General features: G+C 56.1%; 17 protein-coding genes. 10 read left to right on the forward strand and 7 right to left on the reverse strand.

Going from position 1 to position 18,042, the window contains the following annotated elements:
* Positions 1-69: 69 nt before the first annotated feature.
* A complete protein-coding gene (gene greB, locus F153LOC_RS16105; protein ID WP_100778595.1) occupies positions 70-543 on the reverse strand; it encodes a transcription elongation factor GreB in 474 nt (157 codons plus the stop codon).
* A gap of 232 nt (positions 544-775) precedes the next feature.
* Here greB and ompR point away from each other — a divergent pair, with 232 nt between their 5' ends.
* Together ompR and envZ are read left to right on the forward strand one after the other, a co-directional pair.
* On the forward strand, positions 776-1,495 hold the full coding sequence (gene ompR, locus F153LOC_RS16110) for a two-component system response regulator OmpR (RefSeq protein WP_001157751.1): 720 nt from the start codon (positions 776-778) through the stop codon (positions 1,493-1,495).
* Complete coding sequence (envZ, locus tag F153LOC_RS16115) at positions 1,492-2,838, forward strand: two-component system sensor histidine kinase EnvZ (RefSeq protein WP_100778596.1); 1,347 nt, start codon at positions 1,492-1,494, stop codon at positions 2,836-2,838. The genes ompR and envZ overlap by 4 nt, the downstream gene beginning before the upstream one ends.
* Before the next feature lie 79 nt (positions 2,839-2,917).
* Here envZ and pckA read toward each other — a convergent pair whose 3' ends face one another.
* From pckA to F153LOC_RS16140, 5 genes are all read right to left on the reverse strand, one after another.
* On the reverse strand, positions 2,918-4,537 hold the full coding sequence (pckA, locus tag F153LOC_RS16120) for a phosphoenolpyruvate carboxykinase (ATP) (protein ID WP_102105331.1): 1,620 nt from the start codon (positions 4,535-4,537) through the stop codon (positions 2,918-2,920).
* A gap of 332 nt (positions 4,538-4,869) precedes the next feature.
* Positions 4,870-5,748: an Hsp33 family molecular chaperone HslO gene (gene hslO, locus F153LOC_RS16125; protein WP_100778598.1), complete on the reverse strand. Its 879-nt coding sequence runs from the start codon at positions 5,746-5,748 to the stop codon at positions 4,870-4,872.
* 23 nt (positions 5,749-5,771) lie between these two features.
* Entirely contained in the window at positions 5,772-6,173 is a 402-nt protein-coding gene (hslR, locus tag F153LOC_RS16130) for a ribosome-associated heat shock protein Hsp15 (RefSeq protein WP_100778599.1), read from the reverse strand.
* The gene (yrfG, locus tag F153LOC_RS16135) at positions 6,170-6,853 is read right to left on the reverse strand and encodes a GMP/IMP nucleotidase (RefSeq protein WP_102105332.1); all 684 of its coding nucleotides are present in this window, start codon (positions 6,851-6,853) and stop codon (positions 6,170-6,172) included. Before yrfG ends, hslR begins: the two co-directional genes overlap by 4 nt.
* Positions 6,854-6,917: 64 nt before the next feature.
* Positions 6,918-9,056, reverse strand: a complete 2,139-nt coding sequence (locus F153LOC_RS16140) for an intracellular growth attenuator family protein (RefSeq protein ID WP_100778601.1) — start codon at positions 9,054-9,056, stop codon at positions 6,918-6,920.
* Between the two features lie 321 nt (positions 9,057-9,377).
* Here F153LOC_RS16140 and nudE point away from each other — a divergent pair, with 321 nt between their 5' ends.
* Positions 9,378-9,938, forward strand: coding sequence for an ADP compounds hydrolase NudE (nudE, locus tag F153LOC_RS16150; RefSeq protein ID WP_100778602.1), 561 nt, complete (start codon positions 9,378-9,380; stop codon positions 9,936-9,938).
* An 89-nt stretch (positions 9,939-10,027) separates the two neighbouring features.
* Here the strand turns inward: nudE and mrcA are convergent, their stop codons facing one another.
* A complete protein-coding gene (mrcA, locus tag F153LOC_RS16155) occupies positions 10,028-12,580 on the reverse strand; it encodes a peptidoglycan glycosyltransferase/peptidoglycan DD-transpeptidase MrcA (protein ID WP_102105333.1) in 2,553 nt (850 codons plus the stop codon).
* Positions 12,581-12,699: 119 nt separating this feature from the next.
* Between mrcA and F153LOC_RS16160 the strand changes: the two genes are divergently transcribed.
* The 7 genes from F153LOC_RS16160 (at position 12,700) to aroB (ending at position 17,971) form a co-directional block, all read left to right on the forward strand.
* The gene (locus tag F153LOC_RS16160; protein ID WP_102105334.1) at positions 12,700-13,482 is read left to right on the forward strand and encodes a DNA utilization protein HofM; all 783 of its coding nucleotides are present in this window, start codon (positions 12,700-12,702) and stop codon (positions 13,480-13,482) included.
* A complete protein-coding gene (locus tag F153LOC_RS16165) occupies positions 13,479-13,997 on the forward strand; it encodes a PilN domain-containing protein (protein WP_102105335.1) in 519 nt (172 codons plus the stop codon). The genes F153LOC_RS16160 and F153LOC_RS16165 overlap by 4 nt, the downstream gene beginning before the upstream one ends.
* Positions 13,998-14,000: 3 nt before the next feature.
* Complete coding sequence (locus F153LOC_RS16170; RefSeq protein ID WP_102105336.1) at positions 14,001-14,462, forward strand: hypothetical protein; 462 nt, start codon at positions 14,001-14,003, stop codon at positions 14,460-14,462.
* A complete protein-coding gene (locus tag F153LOC_RS16175) occupies positions 14,452-14,856 on the forward strand; it encodes a HofP DNA utilization family protein (RefSeq protein ID WP_102105337.1) in 405 nt (134 codons plus the stop codon). Before F153LOC_RS16170 ends, F153LOC_RS16175 begins: the two co-directional genes overlap by 11 nt.
* Positions 14,765-16,006, forward strand: coding sequence for a DNA uptake porin HofQ (hofQ, locus tag F153LOC_RS16180; protein ID WP_102105338.1), 1,242 nt, complete (start codon positions 14,765-14,767; stop codon positions 16,004-16,006). Before F153LOC_RS16175 ends, hofQ begins: the two co-directional genes overlap by 92 nt.
* Positions 16,007-16,303: 297 nt before the next feature.
* Complete coding sequence (gene aroK, locus F153LOC_RS16190) at positions 16,304-16,825, forward strand: shikimate kinase AroK (RefSeq protein WP_010436374.1); 522 nt, start codon at positions 16,304-16,306, stop codon at positions 16,823-16,825.
* 57 nt (positions 16,826-16,882) lie between these two features.
* A complete protein-coding gene (aroB, locus tag F153LOC_RS16195; RefSeq protein ID WP_100778610.1) occupies positions 16,883-17,971 on the forward strand; it encodes a 3-dehydroquinate synthase in 1,089 nt (362 codons plus the stop codon).
* The last annotated feature ends 71 nt before the right edge of the window (positions 17,972-18,042 follow it).

An 18,042-nucleotide genomic window follows, 5' to 3' on the forward strand; every position in this document is an offset into this window, starting at 1 on the left:
TGTCGAAAAACAGGGGATAGTTATACGGACTGGCACGGCAAAATGCCAGTCGTGGAGGGCGCTCTCGGACTATTTAACGTACTCAATTTCGTTGACGTACCAGCTGGCTTCCCCGGCAGGTGTCTGGACGACGGCTAAATCGCCGACCTCCTTTTTCAGCAGCGCGCGGGCCATCGGCGAGTCGATCGAGATGTAATCCTTACGACCAAAAATTTCATCGTAGCCGACAATGCGAAAACGCCGGGTCGCGCCGTCATCGTTCTCGATTTCCACCCATGCGCCGAAGAAGACTTTGCCTTCCTGCTGCGGTGAATAATCAACGATTCGCAGGTTCTCGAGGCATTTAGTCAGATAACGGACCCGGCGATCAATCTCGCGCAGGCGTTTTTTATTATACTGATAGTCAGCGTTCTCGCTGCGGTCGCCAAGACTGGCTGCCCAGGTCACTTTTTTGGTCACTTCCGGGCGCTCTTCCCGCCAGAGGTAATCCATCTCTTTTTTGAGTTTTTCGTACCCTTCGCGGGTGATCAGCGGCGTTTTCATGGGATGACCTTTAAGACTCTACTCAATGACAGACATTACGCACATTACGTACCACATAGCTTACCAGACAGGATTAATAATGATTTATGTGATGAAATGTGCAGATAAGCTCCTGTTAAATATGCTTTGTAACAATTTCGACTAGAATTTATACCAGATTTAGCTGGTCGTAGACGTGCACTTTTTTAGAATACGTACTGAAACACTATCCGGGCCTTTGGGAGTACATACAATGCAAGAGAACTATAAAATTCTGGTCGTGGATGACGACATGCGCCTGCGTGCGCTGCTGGAGCGTTATCTGACCGAGCAGGGCTTCCAGGTTCGAAGCGTGGCGAACGCCGAGCAAATGGATCGCCTGCTTACCCGTGAATCGTTCCACCTGATGGTGCTCGATTTAATGCTTCCTGGCGAAGACGGGCTCTCCATCTGCCGTCGTCTGCGCAGCCAGAGTAACCCGATGCCGATCATTATGGTCACGGCGAAAGGGGAAGAAGTTGACCGTATCGTGGGCCTGGAAATTGGCGCCGACGACTACATTCCTAAACCGTTTAACCCGCGTGAGCTGCTGGCGCGTATCCGTGCTGTGCTTCGTCGTCAGGCGAACGAACTGCCGGGCGCACCGTCTCAGGAAGAAGCGGTGATTGCCTTCGGTAAGTTCAAGCTGAACCTCGGTACCCGCGAAATGTTCCGTGAAGATGAGCCGATGCCACTCACCAGCGGTGAATTTGCGGTGCTGAAAGCGCTGGTCAGCCATCCGCGTGAGCCGCTGTCCCGCGATAAACTGATGAACCTGGCACGCGGTCGCGAATACTCCGCCATGGAGCGTTCCATCGACGTACAGATCTCCCGTCTGCGCCGCATGGTCGAAGAAGATCCTGCGCATCCTCGTTATATTCAGACCGTCTGGGGTCTGGGCTACGTCTTCGTGCCGGACGGTTCTAAGGCATGAAGCGAATGCGCTTTTCACCGCGCAGCTCGTTTGCCCGTACCCTGTTACTGATCGTCACCCTGCTGTTCGTCAGCCTGGTGACGACGTATCTGGTGGTGCTGAACTTCGCGATTCTGCCAAGCCTGCAGCAGTTTAATAAGGTGTTAGCCTACGAAGTCCGTATGCTGATGACCGATAAACTGCAGCTTGAGGACGGCACGCAGCTGGTGGTGCCTCCGGCGTTCCGCCGTGAGATTTATCGTGAGCTGGGCATTTCGCTGTACTCAAACGAGGCGGCGGAAGACGCTGGCCTGCGCTGGGCGCAACACTACGAATTCTTAAGCCAGCAGATGGCGCAGCAGCTGGGCGGCCCAACGGAAGTGCGCGTTGAGGTCAACAAAAGCTCGCCGGTCGTCTGGCTGAAAACCTGGCTGTCACCCAATATCTGGGTGCGCGTCCCGCTGACTGAAATCCATCAGGGCGATTTCTCGCCGCTGTTCCGCTACACCCTCGCGATCATGCTGATGGCAATAGGTGGCGCGTGGCTGTTTATCCGAATACAAAACCGACCCTTGGTCGATCTTGAGCATGCGGCCCTGCAGGTGGGGAAAGGTATTATTCCGCCGCCGCTGCGCGAATACGGTGCTTCTGAAGTGCGTTCGGTTACGCGCGCGTTCAACCATATGGCGGCAGGGGTGAAGCAGCTGGCAGACGATCGTACGCTGCTGATGGCGGGCGTAAGTCACGATCTGCGCACACCGCTGACGCGCATTCGCCTGGCGACAGAGATGATGGGCGAAGAGGACGGTTATCTCGCGGAGTCCATCAACAAGGATATCGAAGAGTGTAACGCTATCATCGAGCAGTTCATCGATTACCTGCGTACCGGTCAGGAGATGCCGATGGAGATGGCGGATCTCAACGGAGTGCTGGGCGAAGTGGTGGCCGCAGAGAGTGGTTACGAGCGTGAAATCGATACGGCTCTGCAGCCGGGCGAAATTCAGGTGCGTATGCACCCGCTCTCCATCAAGCGCGCGGTCGCCAATATGGTGGTCAACGCGGCGCGCTACGGCAACGGCTGGATCAAAGTCAGCAGCGGCTCCGAACTGAATCGCGCCTGGTTCCAGGTGGAAGATGACGGTCCGGGGATCAAGCCTGAACAGCGTAAACATCTGTTCCAGCCGTTTGTACGCGGCGACAGCGCGCGCAGTACCAGCGGCACCGGATTAGGGCTGGCGATTGTGCAGCGTATTGTGGATAACCATAACGGTCTGCTGGAGATTGGTACCAGCGAACGGGGTGGGTTGAGCATCCGCGCGTGGCTGCCGGTTCCGGTGACGCGGGGGCAGGTGAAAGAGAGTTAAAAAAAGCCGGGTGGCGTTACGCTTACCCGGCCTTCTCATGCTTTATAGTTCGGGTGAGCGCAGCGCCACCCGACACTATTTACAGCTTCGGTCCCGCACTCACCAACGCCGCACCTGCTGGCGTATCGGTGTACTTCTCAAAGTTCTCAATAAACAGCTTCGCAAGGGCTTCTGCCTTCTCCTGCCACTGTTCCGGTGAGCCGTAGGTATTACGCGGGTCGAGGATATGGGTATCCACGCCCGGCAACGCCGTTGGGATTGCCAGATCGAACATCGGCAGGGTGAAGGTTTCCGCATCGTCCAGCGAGCCATCGATAATCGCGTCGATAATGGCGCGGGTATCTTTGATGGAAATACGTTTCCCCGTTCCGTTCCAGCCGGTGTTCACCAGATAAGCCTGCGCGCCTGCAGCCTGCATGCGTTTCACCAGCACTTCTGCGTACTGCGTCGGGTGCAGCGACAGGAACGCCGCGCCGAAACAGGCGGAGAAGGTTGGGGTTGGCTCCGTCACACCGCGCTCAGTGCCCGCCAGTTTCGCGGTAAAGCCCGACAGGAAGTGATACTGCGTCTGGCTGGCCGTCAGACGAGAGACCGGTGGCAGCACGCCAAAGGCATCGGCGGTCAGGAAGATCACCTTCGAGGCGTGGCCCGCTTTGGAGACCGGCTTGACGATGTTATCGATGTGATAGATCGGATACGACACGCGGGTGTTTTCGGTCTTCGAGGCATCGTCAAAATCAACGGTGCCATCGGCAAGCACGGTGACGTTTTCCAGCAGCGCATCGCGGCGGATGGCACCGTAAATGTCCGGCTCGGCTTCGGCCGACAGACGGATCGTTTTGGCGTAGCAGCCGCCTTCGAAGTTGAACACGCCGTCGTCGTCCCAGCCGTGTTCATCGTCGCCAATTAACCGGCGCTTAGGATCGGTGGAGAGGGTGGTTTTCCCGGTCCCGGAGAGACCAAAGAACACGGCCACGTCCCCGTCTTCGCCCACGTTAGCGGAGCAGTGCATGGAGGCAATGCCCTGCAGCGGCAGCAGGTAGTTCATCACCGAGAACATCCCTTTCTTCATTTCGCCACCGTACCAGGTGCCGCCAATCAGCTGGACGCGCTCGGTCAGGTTGAAGGCAATGAAGTTTTCCGAGTTTAGGCCCTGCTCTTTCCACTGCGGGTTGGTGCATTTCGCGCCGTTCATGACGATGAAATCAGGCTCGAAATCCTGTAACTCTTCATCGGTCGGGCGAATAAACATGTTCTTCACGAAATGCGCCTGCCAGGCGACTTCGGTGATAAAGCGAACGGAGAGGCGAGTGTCGGCATTGGCACCACAGAAGGCATCAACAATAAACAATCGCTTGCCGGAGAGTTGATTCGTGACGAGTCCTTTCAGATGCTGCCAGGTTTCCTGGGAGAGCGGCTTGTTATCGTTCTTCCCTTTGCCCTTATCTGCCCACCACAGCGTATCGCGGGTAGTGTCGTCACGGACGATATACTTATCTTTCGGCGAACGGCCGGTAAAAATCCCGGTGTCCACGGCGATAGCACCAGTGTTCGTCAACACACCTCGCTCGTATCCTTCCAGTGCTGGATTGAGCTCTTCCTGATACAGCGTATCGTAATCGGGGTTGTAGACGATTTCCTGGACGTCGTTGATACCATAAGCCTTGAGATCTTGCGGGGTTAAGTCTTTAACGCGCATGTCACTGCTCCTTAGCCAATATGTACTGCCTGAAATTGTAGGGTTTTTCTTAGGATGTTAACCGCGACGGGGCTCATAGATTTACGTATCTGGACAAAACCCTTCCTGACGGAAAACGCTGTGACTCCTGTCACGAAGCAGGGCGGATTATCGCAGGATTCGCTTTTTTGTGGGGGGAAATGTTCTCAAAAGGTTAAATGATGGAGTATTTAACCGGAAGAATGTGAATGTAATCGCATACATGTAAGAAAGTTACGTAAGGATTACATTACGAAAAACGATTCAGCTTAAAAGGGAGTTTTCCCCCTCACCGGGCGTGAGGGGGGAGGGCATCAATGAACCTGCGGATCCGCCGGGGAGGCGTTGTTGCGGATCTCGGCGATATCCATCGAGTTGAACACGTAGTGAGAACCACAGTAATCACAGTTCATATCGATTTCGCCATCTTCAGCCATGATGCTGTCGATCTCTTCGTCCGGCAGAGTACGCAGCGCGCCTGCGCAACGTTCACGGGAACAGGTGCATTTGAACTCCACGTCCTGCGGATCGTAAAGCGTCACCTCTTCTTCGTGATACAGACGCCACAGCACTTCATTCGCAGGCAGCGTAAACAGCTCTTCTGCTTTGATGGTTTCGGTCAGTGTCGCCAGATGCTCGAAATCGTTGCCCTGTGCATTTTGAGCAGGCAGAACCTGCAGGAGCATACCGCCCGCCGCCAGTTGACCGTCCACTTCACCGGTGCGGATAAACAGGCGTGTTGGCAGCTGTTCGGAACGCAGGAAGTAATCTTCCAGGCACGCGGCCAGCGTATCGCCTTCCAGACCCACTACGCCCTGATAGCGCTCGCCTTCTTCTGGCGTAATGGTAATCACCAGGAAACCGTTGCCGACCAGCGTTTTCAAATCAGCACCTTCCGGCACCTCACCCTGCACGCGCGCCACACCGCGCATCTGCTGCTGGTTATTGCCGTTGATTACCGCCAGGGTCATCGGGCCGTCGCCCTGCAGCTGCACGGTGATATCCCCTGCAAACTTCAGCGTCGCTGTCAGCAGGCTGGTCGCCACCAGCAGTTCGCCAAGGATGTTTTTCACCGGCTGAGGATAGCTGTGGTTTTCGAGGATCTGTTTCCAGGTTTCGGATACCGTCACCAGCTCGCCGCGAACGGCAAATTGCTCAAACAGATAGCGATGTAATTGGTCGTGTTGGGACATAATTTTCTCTCTTTAAACGGCGATTACTCGTGTTCGCCGTGTTTAAATTTCATCAGATCGCGACGTTCTTTTTTATCCGGTCGCCTGTCCGGATGCGGCATGGTGAGGGCATTCATCTTGCGAGCCAGCGCCACTTTCTCGCGCTTTTCAACACTTTCCGCCGTCTCTTCATACATCAGAACCGCTTCGGCAGCCGGGCGACGATGCTCGGTAACGGCTTTGACGATCACCGTGCGTTCATCGTTCCCCTGGCGCAGGGTCAGGGTGGCATTCAGTTCGACAAGTTTACTTGGCTTGCTGCGCTGCCCGTTGTAGTGCACCTTTCCCCCGTCGACCATTTCACGGGCCAGCGCGCGCGTTTTATAAAAACGGGCGGCCCACAGCCACTTATCCAGTCTTACCCCTTCGGAGGGTTTTTCTTTCATGGCGTCTCCTTCACGGTGAGTGAGGGGATCATTCGGCGATAGTCGTTCAGCGCCGGATGCCGCAGATAGCTTTTATCCGCCAGGCCGGAATCAGGATTCGTCACGCCCAGACAATAGCGAATACCAAATTTTGCCGCCGAATCCAGAATCGGTTCACTGTCATCAATGAACAAGGTTCTTTCGGGCTGCAAACCGGTCTCTTCCGCCACGGCCTGCCACAATCGCTGATCCTCTTTCGGATAACCAAATGTGTGGGTGGAAAGTAATAAATCAAGGTGCGACGCTAACCCGGTATGTTCGAGCTTTACCGCCAGATTGTGCGGATGCGCGTTGGTCAGCAAAATGCGCCGCTTGCCGCTCGCTTTTAGTGCATCCAAAAATGGCACCGTATCGTCGCGCAGCACCGCGTTCGGCCCCTGGGCGGTGGTCATGGCGCAGATATCCAGCCCGAGCTTTTCGCTCCAGTAATCCAGGCAGTACCAGTTTAGCGTATGCTGCACGGCGTGATACTGCTGGCGAATATAATCCTGCGCTTCTGCCGGAGTGATGCCCTGCTGCGCGCCATAAGTTTCAGGCACCAGCTTTTGCCAGAAGTGGGTATCAAATGCGAGATCGAGCAGCGTGCCGTCCATATCCAGCAGGACGGTATCAACGTCCTGCCAGGCAATATCAAGATGCATGAGGGGAACTCTCCAGCCAGAAGAAACGTGCGCGACAGGGTAGCATAACTGTCGCGCAGCGGTATTATCCGATCAGGCTGTCAGGCGCGGGGATGAGCTGCGGGTTGAGGCAGTTCTCGTAGTACTGCTGGATCTCGGCAAGACGCGTTCGCGAGCGCTGGTAGCGGCGCAGGGCGGCGATCCCGTTCCAGATAATGCACACCAGCATTGCCAGCATCAGCAGGGTGGTGCCGATATAACGCCACAATCCGGCGCTGTCCGGCATACGGTGCAGGTCAACGTGGCGCGTGCCGTTGGCGTCCGTGAAAATGCCCGTCACAATCCCTTCGGCACTGAACGGCGTTTGCATCAGCATCTGCGCCAGGCGCTGGAATTCACCCCACTGATCCTGGGCCGGATAATCATACAAGGCCACCGGCGGATAAGGCTGGTCGACCAAATCGCTGCCCTCGTCGCTGACAATCACAAACCCACCCGGTGCCGGGCTGTTTAACGCCTGGGCCGCGCGGGTGGTTTCCCGCATCACAAACGGTGCGGTGGAGGTGGTCACCAGATTCTCAAGCGATTCGGCACTCACCGGGCGCAGCAGAACGTTTACGCCATCGAGACGCCCTGCGTCAGCGCGTTTCACCAGCGCTTCCCAGTCTTTGCTGTTCCCGAGATTCACCAGCGCGTTTTTGAGACGTACACACTCATCTTCCGCAGAGCATAAATCCTGGGTTTTCATCACGATGTCGCCAAAATCATCCAGCAGCACCATTCCGGATTTCTGAATCGCGGCGCGCAGGGACTGGCTTACACGGGAGTTGTCTTCCGGCTTTGGATGAAGCTGGCGGCTCAGCGCCTGCGTCAGGGCTGTCGCTTTGCTGACCGTGTCTGATTCCGGCAGCGGCAGCGGTGGGGCGTCGTTCCAGATAATTTGTGAGCAATCAAACGGCGTAAACGGTGAATTCTGCCGCGTGTTCCAGGTGCCAGGCGCATGGATGTTACACATGCCCGTTCCTTTCAGCTTCAGCGTATCACCCACGCGCACACCGGCCTCTTCCAACTGATTAACGCTGGTGGCTTCAATGGTTTGTGCGCCTTTGATCCAGGAAAGAGTGAATTTGATCGGCATATCGAGCGGCACCAGCAAAATCAGCATCGCCAGCACCAGCGCAGCGCCACCGGCGATGACGGTACTGCGCAGCCAGTGCTGCAGCGGAAAGTTTTTCACTTCATCATGAAGCGATAAGAAACGGCCCTGACGCACGACGTGACGGTCGAGGTAAATATCGATATCGGTTTTCTGCCCTAAATCCTGGGCGATCCACGGCTGCCAGTGGCGGGGATAGATCAGGTCGATAATCCCGAGCGAAATGTTGTTGATATGCTCCTGATCGTTCTCGCCGAACAGCCCCCAGCGCTTTGGCGTACCGCGCAGGCAGTGGATCTCACGCAGCGCGGTTTTGGCCGGTTTCGCGAACAATCCCCACAGCCCTGCGGCCAGCAGCAGAACGGCGCCGCCCGCGAGCCACGGTGCGAAGACGTCGGGCGTCATCAGGCAGAAGAAAAAGAGCAGGAAGGCGGCGACAATAAGGACCGCTTCACGAATGCCGTCCGGTCGGCTGAGGGCGTACTCTTCGTGGGTTTCCTGGCGAATATTCAGCAGTTCGATCTGCTCGGTCTCTTCGCCGCGAATGGACGCCTGCGTGCCGCTGGTGCGTTCCAGGGCAAAGCGCGGCGCTTCCTGAACATATTCGCTCAGCGTATGGCCATTCAGGGCAATCACCAGCGGGATGGAATCCGTATGGATCAGCTCAACGCTATTTTCGTCATTAATATATTGTTCCCAGAACGGCGGCAGATGCACCTCGACGGAGTCGAGATAGTAGCGCCATTTATTGGGATCGTCGGTGTTAATGCCGTAGCGGGTGATCGAGCGCGTCACGCAGAGCACAGTATCGCTTTGCGCGTTCAGCGTCAGGGAGATGGGCGCGGTGCTGGCGCCGGTCGGGCCTGGCGTCTGCAGGACACGGTTCAACGTATCAAGGTAATTTTCAATCGCGCTGCGCTCTTCAGGTGCGAGTTTGCGCGTGGTGGCTCCGGCAAAGGCGTTTAAAAAAGGCAGACGGTATTGCCGTTGTGCCCGACGCCTGAATAACCACCCTGCGAGCAATGCGCAGGCCAGCATAGCAACGAAAATTATTAGAATGGTGCTCATGCTTTCCCCATCTTACTTATCTTCAGGTGTTGTCAGTTGCACCCTTTACCGTGAATGAGTCTCTGTGGTTGGCTATCGGCAAGTATGGAGTCGAACTTGAGCGTTTTGAAGCGCATCCCAGTGACCGGAGATAATAGCAAAGGCAGCGAAGGCGGGATATCAGCAAATTCCTGGAGTTATTTCAACCTCTTGACTTTTGTTGTGAAATGAGGATTAACTCACGATACGTTGCAAAAATGTAAATAAAGAGCGATTGACATTGCCGAAACCGTGCGGCGTATCGCACAATGCACTCAGTTCACACAGCAAAGACCCATCAAGATGAGCAAACCCTTACAAAAGCCCACCATTCTGAATGTTGAAACCGTCGCCAAATCACGCCTGTTTACGGTGGAAAGTGTCGACCTGGAGTTCAGCAACGGCGTGCGTCGCGTATATGAACGTATGCGGCCCTCCACGCGCGAGGCGGTGATGATCATCCCCATTGTGGACGATCACCTGATCCTGATCCACGAATATGCGGTGGGCACAGAATCCTATGAGCTGGGTTTCTCAAAAGGGCTTATTGATCCCGGTGAAACCGTTTTTGAAGCGGCGAATCGCGAGCTGAAAGAAGAGGTGGGTTTTGGCGCAAAAGATCTGACGTTTTTGAAAAAGCTGAGCATGGCGCCGTCCTATTTCTCCAGCAAAATGAATATCGTGCTGGCAGAAGATCTCTATCCGGAGAAGCTGGAAGGGGATGAGCCTGAGCCGCTGCCGCAGGTGCGCTGGCCACTGGCGCATCTGATGGATCTGCTGGAAGAACCCGATTTTAACGAAGCGCGTAACGTGAGTGCGCTGTTCCTGGTGAGGGAATGGCTGAAAGGACAGGGTCGGCTGTAGCGCGTAAAAAAACCGGGTGGTGTATCACCTTACCCGGCCAGGATTGTTAAAAACGGCTGCCTTAAGGCAGCCGTTTTGCATTTTACTTCTTAGAAAAGCTCGTGCGTCTCGCCGTTATCGATAAGCTCGGTTCCCACCTCATGCACTGCCTGTGTGGTCGGCTGCGTGCCTTCGATGAAATACTCTGCCCGGCTGTTGCCACCGTTCGCTAACTGACCGGTGCTGCGATCGATATTCACCGTCACGATACCTGGCGGAGGGGTAAGCGGCTGCTCTGGTACGCCCTCAAGAACCGCTTTCATGTAAGCGTCCCAGGCTGGCTGCGCACTCTTCGCTCCGCCTTCATAACCCGAAATCTGATCTTTAATCGCGCCGGATGCCGTCGTGCGACCTAAATCGCGGCGGTGATCGTCAAAACCAATCCACACGGAGGTCACCACGCCCGGGCCGTAACCCGAGAACCAGGCGTCTTTCGAGCTGTTGGTGGTGCCGGTTTTACCGCCGATATCGTGGCGCTGCAAATCACGCCCCGCGCGCCAGCCCGTACCCTGCCAGCCCGGTTCCCCAAAGATGTTGGTGTTCAGCGCGCTCTTGATCAGGAACGACAGCGGCGTGTTGATCACGTGCGGTGCATACTCCTGCGCGCCGCTTTGGGCGACCAGCGCCTGGTTTGCCTGCTCAAGCTGCGGCTGCGGAACGACGGCGTTTTGCTGCTCCTGCGACTGAGCAACGTCTTCCATATCTTTGTTATCCAGCACGTTTGATTTTGGCGTATCGCCATAAATCACCGGAATATCGCACTCCGGGCAGGCGATTTTCGGTTTCGCCTCAAACAGCACGCCGCCCTGATCGTTTTCAATCTTGCTGATGAAATACGGGTCGACCAGGAAGCCGCCGTTAGCCATCACCGAGTAACCGCGCGCCACCTGCAATGGCGTAAAGGAGGCGGAGCCGAGAGCCAGCGATTCCGTATGCACAATATTTTGCGCCGGGAAGCCGAAGCGCTGCAGGTACTCTGCCGCGTAATCGACGCCCATTGCGCGCATCGCGCGAACCATCACCACGTTTTTGGACTGTCCCAGACCCTGGCGTAAACGGATAGGGCCTGAATATTCCGGCGGGGAGTTTTTCGGCTGCCAGTCGGAACCGGCACCCGCATCCCAGCGTGAAATCGGTACGTCGTTGAGAATACTCGCCAGCGTCAGACCTTTATCCATCGCCGCGGTGTACAGGAACGGTTTGATGTTCGAGCCGACCTGGCGCAGCGCCTGCGTCGCACGGTTGAATTTGCTCTGGTTGAAATCAAAGCCGCCGACCAGCGCCATCACGGCACCGTTTTGCGGATTGATCGACACCAGCGCAGAGTTCACGTCGGGAACCTGCGCCAGCCACCAGGCGTCGTTCACCTGACGCACCCAGATTTGCTGTCCGGTTTGCACCGCATCGGTCACTTTACGCGGCGTCGGGCCTTGCGCTGTATCAGAGCGGTACGGACGCGCCCAGCGGATACCGTCCATGCGCAGCGACACGGAGGTGCCGTCGGCCATCATCGCGGTGGCTTCCTGCGGATCGGCACTGGTGACGACTGCCGGCAGCAGCGGCCCGTAGGTCGGCAGCGTTTTCAGAGAGTCGATGATTTTTTTGCTGTCCCATGCGCTTTCGCCCACTTTCCACAGCACGTTCGACGGGCCACGGTAGCCGTGGCGCATGTCGTAATCCATCACATTGTTACGCACCGCCTGCTGTGCCGCCTGCTGCACTTTGCGGGTGATGGTGGTGGTGATCCGGTAGCCATCTTCATACGCCTGCTCGCCGTAACGGCTGACCATCTCCTGTCGAACCATTTCGGTCAGATAGGGGGCAGAGAAAGCGATTTCCGGCGCGTGATAGTTGGCGTCGATGGCGTCGTTGCGCGCCTGATCGTACTCAGTCTGGCTGATGTAGCCTTCGCTCAGCATGCGCGACAACACCACGTTACGACGCGCAGTGGCGCGGTTGAGGGAGTAGAGCGGGTTGAACGTTGACGGCGCTTTCGGCAGACCGGCAATGGTCGCCATCTCGCTTAAGGTCAGCTGATCGACAGGTTTACCGAAATAGACCTGCGCCGCCGCACCTACGCCATAGGCGCGATAGCCCAGATAGATCTTGTTGAGATAAAGCTCAAGGATCTCGTCTTTGCTCAGCAGTTGCTCGATGCGAATGGCAAGGAACACCTCTTTGATCTTACGCGTCAGGGTTTTTTCCGGGCTGAGGAAGAAGTTACGCGCCAGCTGCTGTGTGATGGTACTCGCCCCTTGAGAGGCTCGACCAGAGAACAGCGCGACGCTGGCGGCACGGAAAATCCCCACCGGATCGACGCCATGGTGTTCGTAAAAACGGCTGTCTTCCGTGGCGATAAAGGCTTTCACCATCACCGGCGGAATCTGGTTAAGGGTCAGCGGGATACGTCGTTTTTCGCCGTACTGGGCGATCAACTCGCCATCGGCGCTATAGACCTGCATTGGGATCTGGAGTCGCACATCACGCAGTGTGGCGACATCGGGTAGTTGCGGCTCAATATATTTGTACAAACCATAAATCGAGCCTGCTCCCAGCAGAATGCAACAGACTGCAAGGATCAATAAATACTTTACGAACTTCACTGGAGATTTCCCATTTAGTTTCACTTGGGCAGTTTCTAAACAATCGCGCGGTAGTATAAAGGCAAGCCTGAAGCATTGATAGAGCCGTCACCTGACGGGCGATAAGGAGATCGTGAAGTATGGCTTTCAAAACGTGGCGAACAGGTTTTCATCTTCAACAAGATAGCGTTCTGGCTGTCTCAGTCACCCAGGAGCGGACCGGGTGGTGTCTGCGCCACTGGTGGCGTATCCCGCTACCGGCGGGAATTATCCGCGACGGGAAAATTATCCAGCCGGAACAACTGGTTGCGGCGCTTAAGGACTGGAGTCAGGCACTGCCCCATTACCACCGCCTGTTTATCGCATTTCCGGCCGCCCGCACGCTGCAAAAGACGCTGCCTGCTCCGGCGCTGACGTTACGCGACAGTGAGCAGGCGTCGTGGATCGCCTCAGCGATCTCCCGTGAACTGGAAATGCCGCCAGAAGCGCTGTGCTTTGACTATACGCAAGACACCTTTAGTCGTGCCTTTCACGTGACAGCCGCACAAAACCAGGAGGTGGCGGCGCTGTTAACGCTCGGGGAGTCGTTGCGTCTGCATGTGGCGGCGATCACGCCCGACGCTGCGGCGCTGGCGAATCTCCTGCCGCTTCTTGACCCTCCCGCGCAGTGCGTGGCGTGGTGCGACGGCCAGCACTGGCTATGGTCGATGCGTCACCAGTGGGGGCGAAAACGCGCGGATGAGGCGAAAGATGTGGCTGAGCTGGCGGCCCTGTTAGCGCTCAGCCCTGAGGATATCGCGCTCTTCGACGGCGCAGCGCGTGATCCTTTTAGCCTGCTGGCGCGTTCTCAGCCGCCGCTGCCTGAATGTGGCGCGGAATTTACCGTTGCTCTGGCCCTCGCGATGGGAGAACTCTTCGAGTGACAACGACTAACTTTTTGCCGTGGCGCCATCAAAAACAGCAAGCCTGCTGGCGTTTTTGGGTATGGCTGTTTGCAGGCTCCTGTCTACTTTCCCTTGCCGTGATGATAAGCCTGCGAACCGGCGAGGGGCTTAAGGTGCGGGCGCTTGAGGCGCATCTGGCGGGTGAGCGCGTGATTCAACAAAAGCTGCACGCCCATCGCGCGCAGTGGCAGGCGCTGCAGAAAGCACACCCGCAAACACCGCAAGCCGGAGTACAGCGCGCGAAAACACAGGCCTGGCAATCATCGTTGATTTCACTGGCGTCAGCGATGCCGGAGCAGGCGTGGCTGACACAGCTTCAGTACCAGAAGCCTCGGCTGATGTTGACGGGGTTTGCCGCAACCCCCATCGCCCTTTCTGCACTGGCGGCGTCGCTCAGGCAACTACCGGGTTTTACTCTCGGGCCTGCGGGTGAAATGCAGCAGGATGCTGAGGGACGCTGGACGTTCAGTTTTACCCTCACGAGTCAGGGGTGAACCGTGCGCCTCTTTTATGAACGCTGGTATGGGTTTCTACCGCGCACGCGCCTGTTCTGCTGGAGCCTTTTTACCGTCGCCATACTGCTGGGTGCCTGGCTGCTGTTGGTGCGACCGGTTATTCAGCAGCTGACACAGCTTGAGGCAAAGCGAAGTCAGGCTGGCGCAGAGCGCGCTGAATTATGGGCGAGTGAAGCGCAGCCGCATCCGGTTTTGGCTGCGCCGGTGATCCCCGCGTCGCTGCCATTTTCTCCACTGGATTTTCAAACCGACGGCGTTCGGCTGGTGCGCTGGCTGCCTGTCGCGAACGGGGGTGAATTAACGCTGAAAGTGGACTGGGCGCAGATTCCGGCCGTGTTTGCGCGGCTCGCGCAGCGTGGGATGGCCGTGAGCGGGTTTTCCGTTAAGCCGGAGGAGGCGCGGTTACAGCTGGTTTTGCAGGTGGAGAACACCGATGCGAACTGAGCTGCGCTGTCTGATTTTGTGTTCGCTGGCACTGCTCACCGGCATGCGTGACCCCTTTCGCCCGCCGGACGATCGCTGTGCCACAGGTGCATTAGCGCGCTGGCGCTATCAGGGGATGATCCAGAGCGGGAGCGCTGTGGGTATCGTCAAGGATGAACAGGATCGCTGGCATCGCATACGGCAGGGCGAACGACTGCCTGCGGGCTGGCAGGTGCTGACATTCAATGAAACGGAAATGGTCGTCGGGCTTGGCGAGGGATGCGAGCCGAAAACGTGGCGATGGCAACGAGAGGGAACGAAGAATGAAACGACTCAGGAGAATCATCCTGCTGATGATGCTCAGCATGCCAACATGGGCCGCAGTGCCAAAACCCGTCACTCTGGCGGTGGATGATGTGCCTGTGGTGCAGATTTTACAGTCATTGGTGGAGCTTGAGGGCCGCAATCTGATTGTTGCACCGGACGTGAAAGGCGCGCTTTCGCTGCATCTCACCCATGTCCCGTGGCGGCAGGCGCTGCACATCGTCGTGACCAGCGCCGGACTGGTGCTGCGCGAAGAAGGCGGCATTTTCTATGTCAACACTGCCGCTGGGCAACGTGAGCAGCAGACGCGAAAAGAGGAGGAGCTGGCGCAGCAGAAACTGAATGTGCCGCTCTCCTCGCGCGCGCTCTCTTTAGCCTACGCGGATGTCACCGAGCTGCAAAAAGCGGCGGAAAAACAGCTCAGCCCCAAGGGCAGTCTCTCCGTGGATAAACGCACCAACCGCCTGCTGGTGCGGGATATCCCCGTGGTACTCGATTCTCTAGAGCACTGGGTCGAACAGATGGACCTGCCCGTGGCGCAGGTGGAACTCGCCGCCCATATCGTCACCATCAATGAAAAAAGCCTGCGTGAACTGGGGGTGAAGTGGAATCTGGCGGAGGCGCAGAGTGCCGGTTCACCGGGACAAGTCACCACGCTGGGTGCCGATTTGTCAGTGGCGAGCGCCACAACGCACGTCGGATTTAATATTGGACGGATCGACGGCAGGCTGTTGGATCTGGAGCTGTCGGCACTGGAGCAAAAGCAGCAGCTGGAGATCATCGCCAGCCCACGGCTATTGGCGTCGCATATGCAGCCTGCCAGTATCAAACAGGGCAGTGAAATTCCGTATCAGGTGTCCAGCGGTGAGAGCGGGGCGACATCGGTGGAGTTCAAAGAGGCGGTGCTGGGGATGGAAGTGACGCCCGTGGTGCTTCCAAATGGCCGCGTGCGATTAAAGTTACACATTAGCGAAAATATGCCTGGCCAGGTTTTACAGCAGGCCGATGGCGAAACCCTGGCGATTGATAAACAGGAAATCGAAACGCAGGTGGAAGTAAAAAGCGGTGAAACACTCGCGCTGGGGGGAATTTTCTCGCAAAAGAATAAAACGGGCAGTGACAGTATTCCGGGTCTCGGTGGACTTCCCTGGGGGGGGCAACTCTTTCGCCACGACGGCAAGGATAACGAGCGGCGCGAGCTGGTGGTCTTCATCACACCGCGTCTGATTAGTATTCAATAATGGAAACGATCCCCGCGAGGATTTTGCAGCCAGTTTGTTGCAGATGTTTGACGTGGGGCATGAATTAGCATACAAGGAGTACCGATTTGAGTTTCAGCTTCTCCTAATCTTACCTCTTGTTGCTTTAAGCATCTGGCGTGGTGATTTAATCAGTTGCCAAACAAGCAGGACTACTGAGATAATTTTTAGTCTGACTCTCGCACTATCGCATATGAGGTTTCAGTTCATGTCCTGCTACGCTGAGTGTCTGCGAAGCGGGGATTACCATTAACGAATAGTCTTAGTAGTACCGAAAAAATGGCAGAGAAACGCAATATCTTTCTGGTTGGGCCTATGGGTGCCGGCAAAAGCACTATTGGGCGCCAGTTGGCTCAACAACTCAATATGGAATTTTACGATTCTGATCAAGAGATTGAGAAACGAACCGGAGCTGATGTGGGCTGGGTCTTCGATGTAGAAGGCGAAGAAGGTTTCCGTGACCGTGAAGAAAAAGTTATCAATGAACTTACGGAAAAACAGGGCATCGTGCTGGCAACGGGCGGTGGTTCTGTAAAATCTCGCGAAACTCGTAACCGTCTCTCCGCCCGCGGCGTTGTGGTCTATCTTGAGACGACCATCGAAAAACAGCTGGCACGGACGCAGCGCGATAAAAAGCGCCCGTTACTGCAAGTTGAAACGCCTCCACGTGAAGTTCTGGAAGCATTGGCCGGTGAGCGCAATCCACTGTACGAAGAGATTGCTGATGTAACCATTCGTACCGACGATCAGAGCGCTAAAGTGGTTGCAAACCAGATTATTCATATGCTGGAAAGCAACTGATTCTGGCTTTATATACACTCGCCCACGGGTATAAGCATTTAAGGTGGATGTCGCGTCATGGAGAGGATTACAGTTACTCTCGGGGAACGTAGTTACCCTATCACCATCGCGGCTGGCTTGTTTAACGATCCAGCTTCCTTCTTACCACTGAAAGCGGGTGATCAGGCAATGCTGGTCACCAACGAGACTCTGGCTCCGCTTTATCTCGACAAAATTCGTCATCTGCTTGAACAGGCAGGTGTGAAGGTCGACAGTGTGATTCTGCCTGATGGCGAGCAGTATAAAAGCCTGGCGGTACTCGATACCGTCTTCACCGCATTACTGCAAAAACCGCATGGTCGCGATACGACACTACTTGCCCTGGGCGGTGGTGTTGTTGGCGATCTGACGGGGTTTGCTGCGGCAAGTTATCAACGTGGTGTTCGTTTTATTCAAATTCCTACCACGTTACTCTCGCAAGTCGACTCTTCAGTTGGCGGCAAAACGGCCGTCAATCATCCGCTTGGCAAAAACATGATTGGCGCGTTCTATCAGCCCGCTTCGGTGGTGGTGGATCTCGACTGTCTGAAAACCCTGCCTAAACGCGAACTGGCGTCAGGCCTTGCTGAAGTGATCAAATACGGCATTATTCTGGACGGTGAATTCTTCACCTGGCTGGAAGAGAACATGGATGCGCTGCTTAACCTTGACGGTCAAGCGCTGGCGTATTGTATCCGCCGTTGTTGTGAGCTGAAAGCAGAAGTCGTTGCAGCGGACGAGCGGGAAACCGGCTTACGTGCTTTACTGAATCTGGGGCATACGTACGGTCACGCGATTGAAGCCGAAATGGGCTACGGCAACTGGCTTCATGGTGAAGCGGTCGCTGCAGGCATGGTCATGGCTGCTCGCACCTCCGAACGTCTGGGTCAGTTCACGAAAGAAGAGACTCAACGCATCATCACGCTGCTGGAGCGCGCGGGTTTACCGGTGACGGGACCACGCGAGATGTCTTCGCAAGCGTATTTACCCCACATGATGCGTGATAAAAAAGTATTGGCTGGCGAGATGCGTTTAGTCCTCCCGCTGGCAATAGGGAAGAGTGAAGTGCGCGGCGGAGTGTCGCACGAAGTGGTTCTTGGCGCGATTGCTGATTGCCAGCAGGCGTAACAACTAGAAAGGTCTGGCTACTGTCAAAGGTGGCTATTTAGATTCAGGTGCAATGCAACGTCGTAAGCATG

This window comes from Lelliottia sp. F153, assembly GCF_002870005.1.
Taxonomy (GTDB): domain Bacteria; phylum Pseudomonadota; class Gammaproteobacteria; order Enterobacterales; family Enterobacteriaceae; genus Enterobacter; species Enterobacter nimipressuralis.

What these genes read in the sequence shown, in the direction of transcription:
- F153LOC_RS16140 (WP_100778601.1), bottom strand. Translation starts at nt 9,056, where the DNA reads ATGAGCACCATTCTAATAATTTTCGTTGCTATGCTGGCCTGCGCATTG.
- F153LOC_RS16160 (WP_102105334.1), top strand. Translation starts at nt 12,700, where the DNA reads ATGGCTTTCAAAACGTGGCGAACAGGTTTTCATCTTCAACAAGATAGC.
- greB (WP_100778595.1), bottom strand. Translation starts at nt 543, where the DNA reads ATGAAAACGCCGCTGATCACCCGCGAAGGGTACGAAAAACTCAAAAAA.
- hslO (WP_100778598.1), bottom strand. Translation starts at nt 5,748, where the DNA reads ATGTCCCAACACGACCAATTACATCGCTATCTGTTTGAGCAATTTGCC.
- yrfG (WP_102105332.1), bottom strand. Translation starts at nt 6,853, where the DNA reads ATGCATCTTGATATTGCCTGGCAGGACGTTGATACCGTCCTGCTGGAT.
- aroK (WP_010436374.1), top strand. Translation starts at nt 16,304, where the DNA reads ATGGCAGAGAAACGCAATATCTTTCTGGTTGGGCCTATGGGTGCCGGC.
- aroB (WP_100778610.1), top strand. Translation starts at nt 16,883, where the DNA reads ATGGAGAGGATTACAGTTACTCTCGGGGAACGTAGTTACCCTATCACC.
- ompR (WP_001157751.1), top strand. Translation starts at nt 776, where the DNA reads ATGCAAGAGAACTATAAAATTCTGGTCGTGGATGACGACATGCGCCTG.
- nudE (WP_100778602.1), top strand. Translation starts at nt 9,378, where the DNA reads ATGAGCAAACCCTTACAAAAGCCCACCATTCTGAATGTTGAAACCGTC.
- F153LOC_RS16175 (WP_102105337.1), top strand. Translation starts at nt 14,452, where the DNA reads ATGCGAACTGAGCTGCGCTGTCTGATTTTGTGTTCGCTGGCACTGCTC.
- envZ (WP_100778596.1), top strand. Translation starts at nt 1,492, where the DNA reads ATGAAGCGAATGCGCTTTTCACCGCGCAGCTCGTTTGCCCGTACCCTG.
- pckA (WP_102105331.1), bottom strand. Translation starts at nt 4,537, where the DNA reads ATGCGCGTTAAAGACTTAACCCCGCAAGATCTCAAGGCTTATGGTATC.
- hslR (WP_100778599.1), bottom strand. Translation starts at nt 6,173, where the DNA reads ATGAAAGAAAAACCCTCCGAAGGGGTAAGACTGGATAAGTGGCTGTGG.
- hofQ (WP_102105338.1), top strand. Translation starts at nt 14,765, where the DNA reads ATGAAACGACTCAGGAGAATCATCCTGCTGATGATGCTCAGCATGCCA.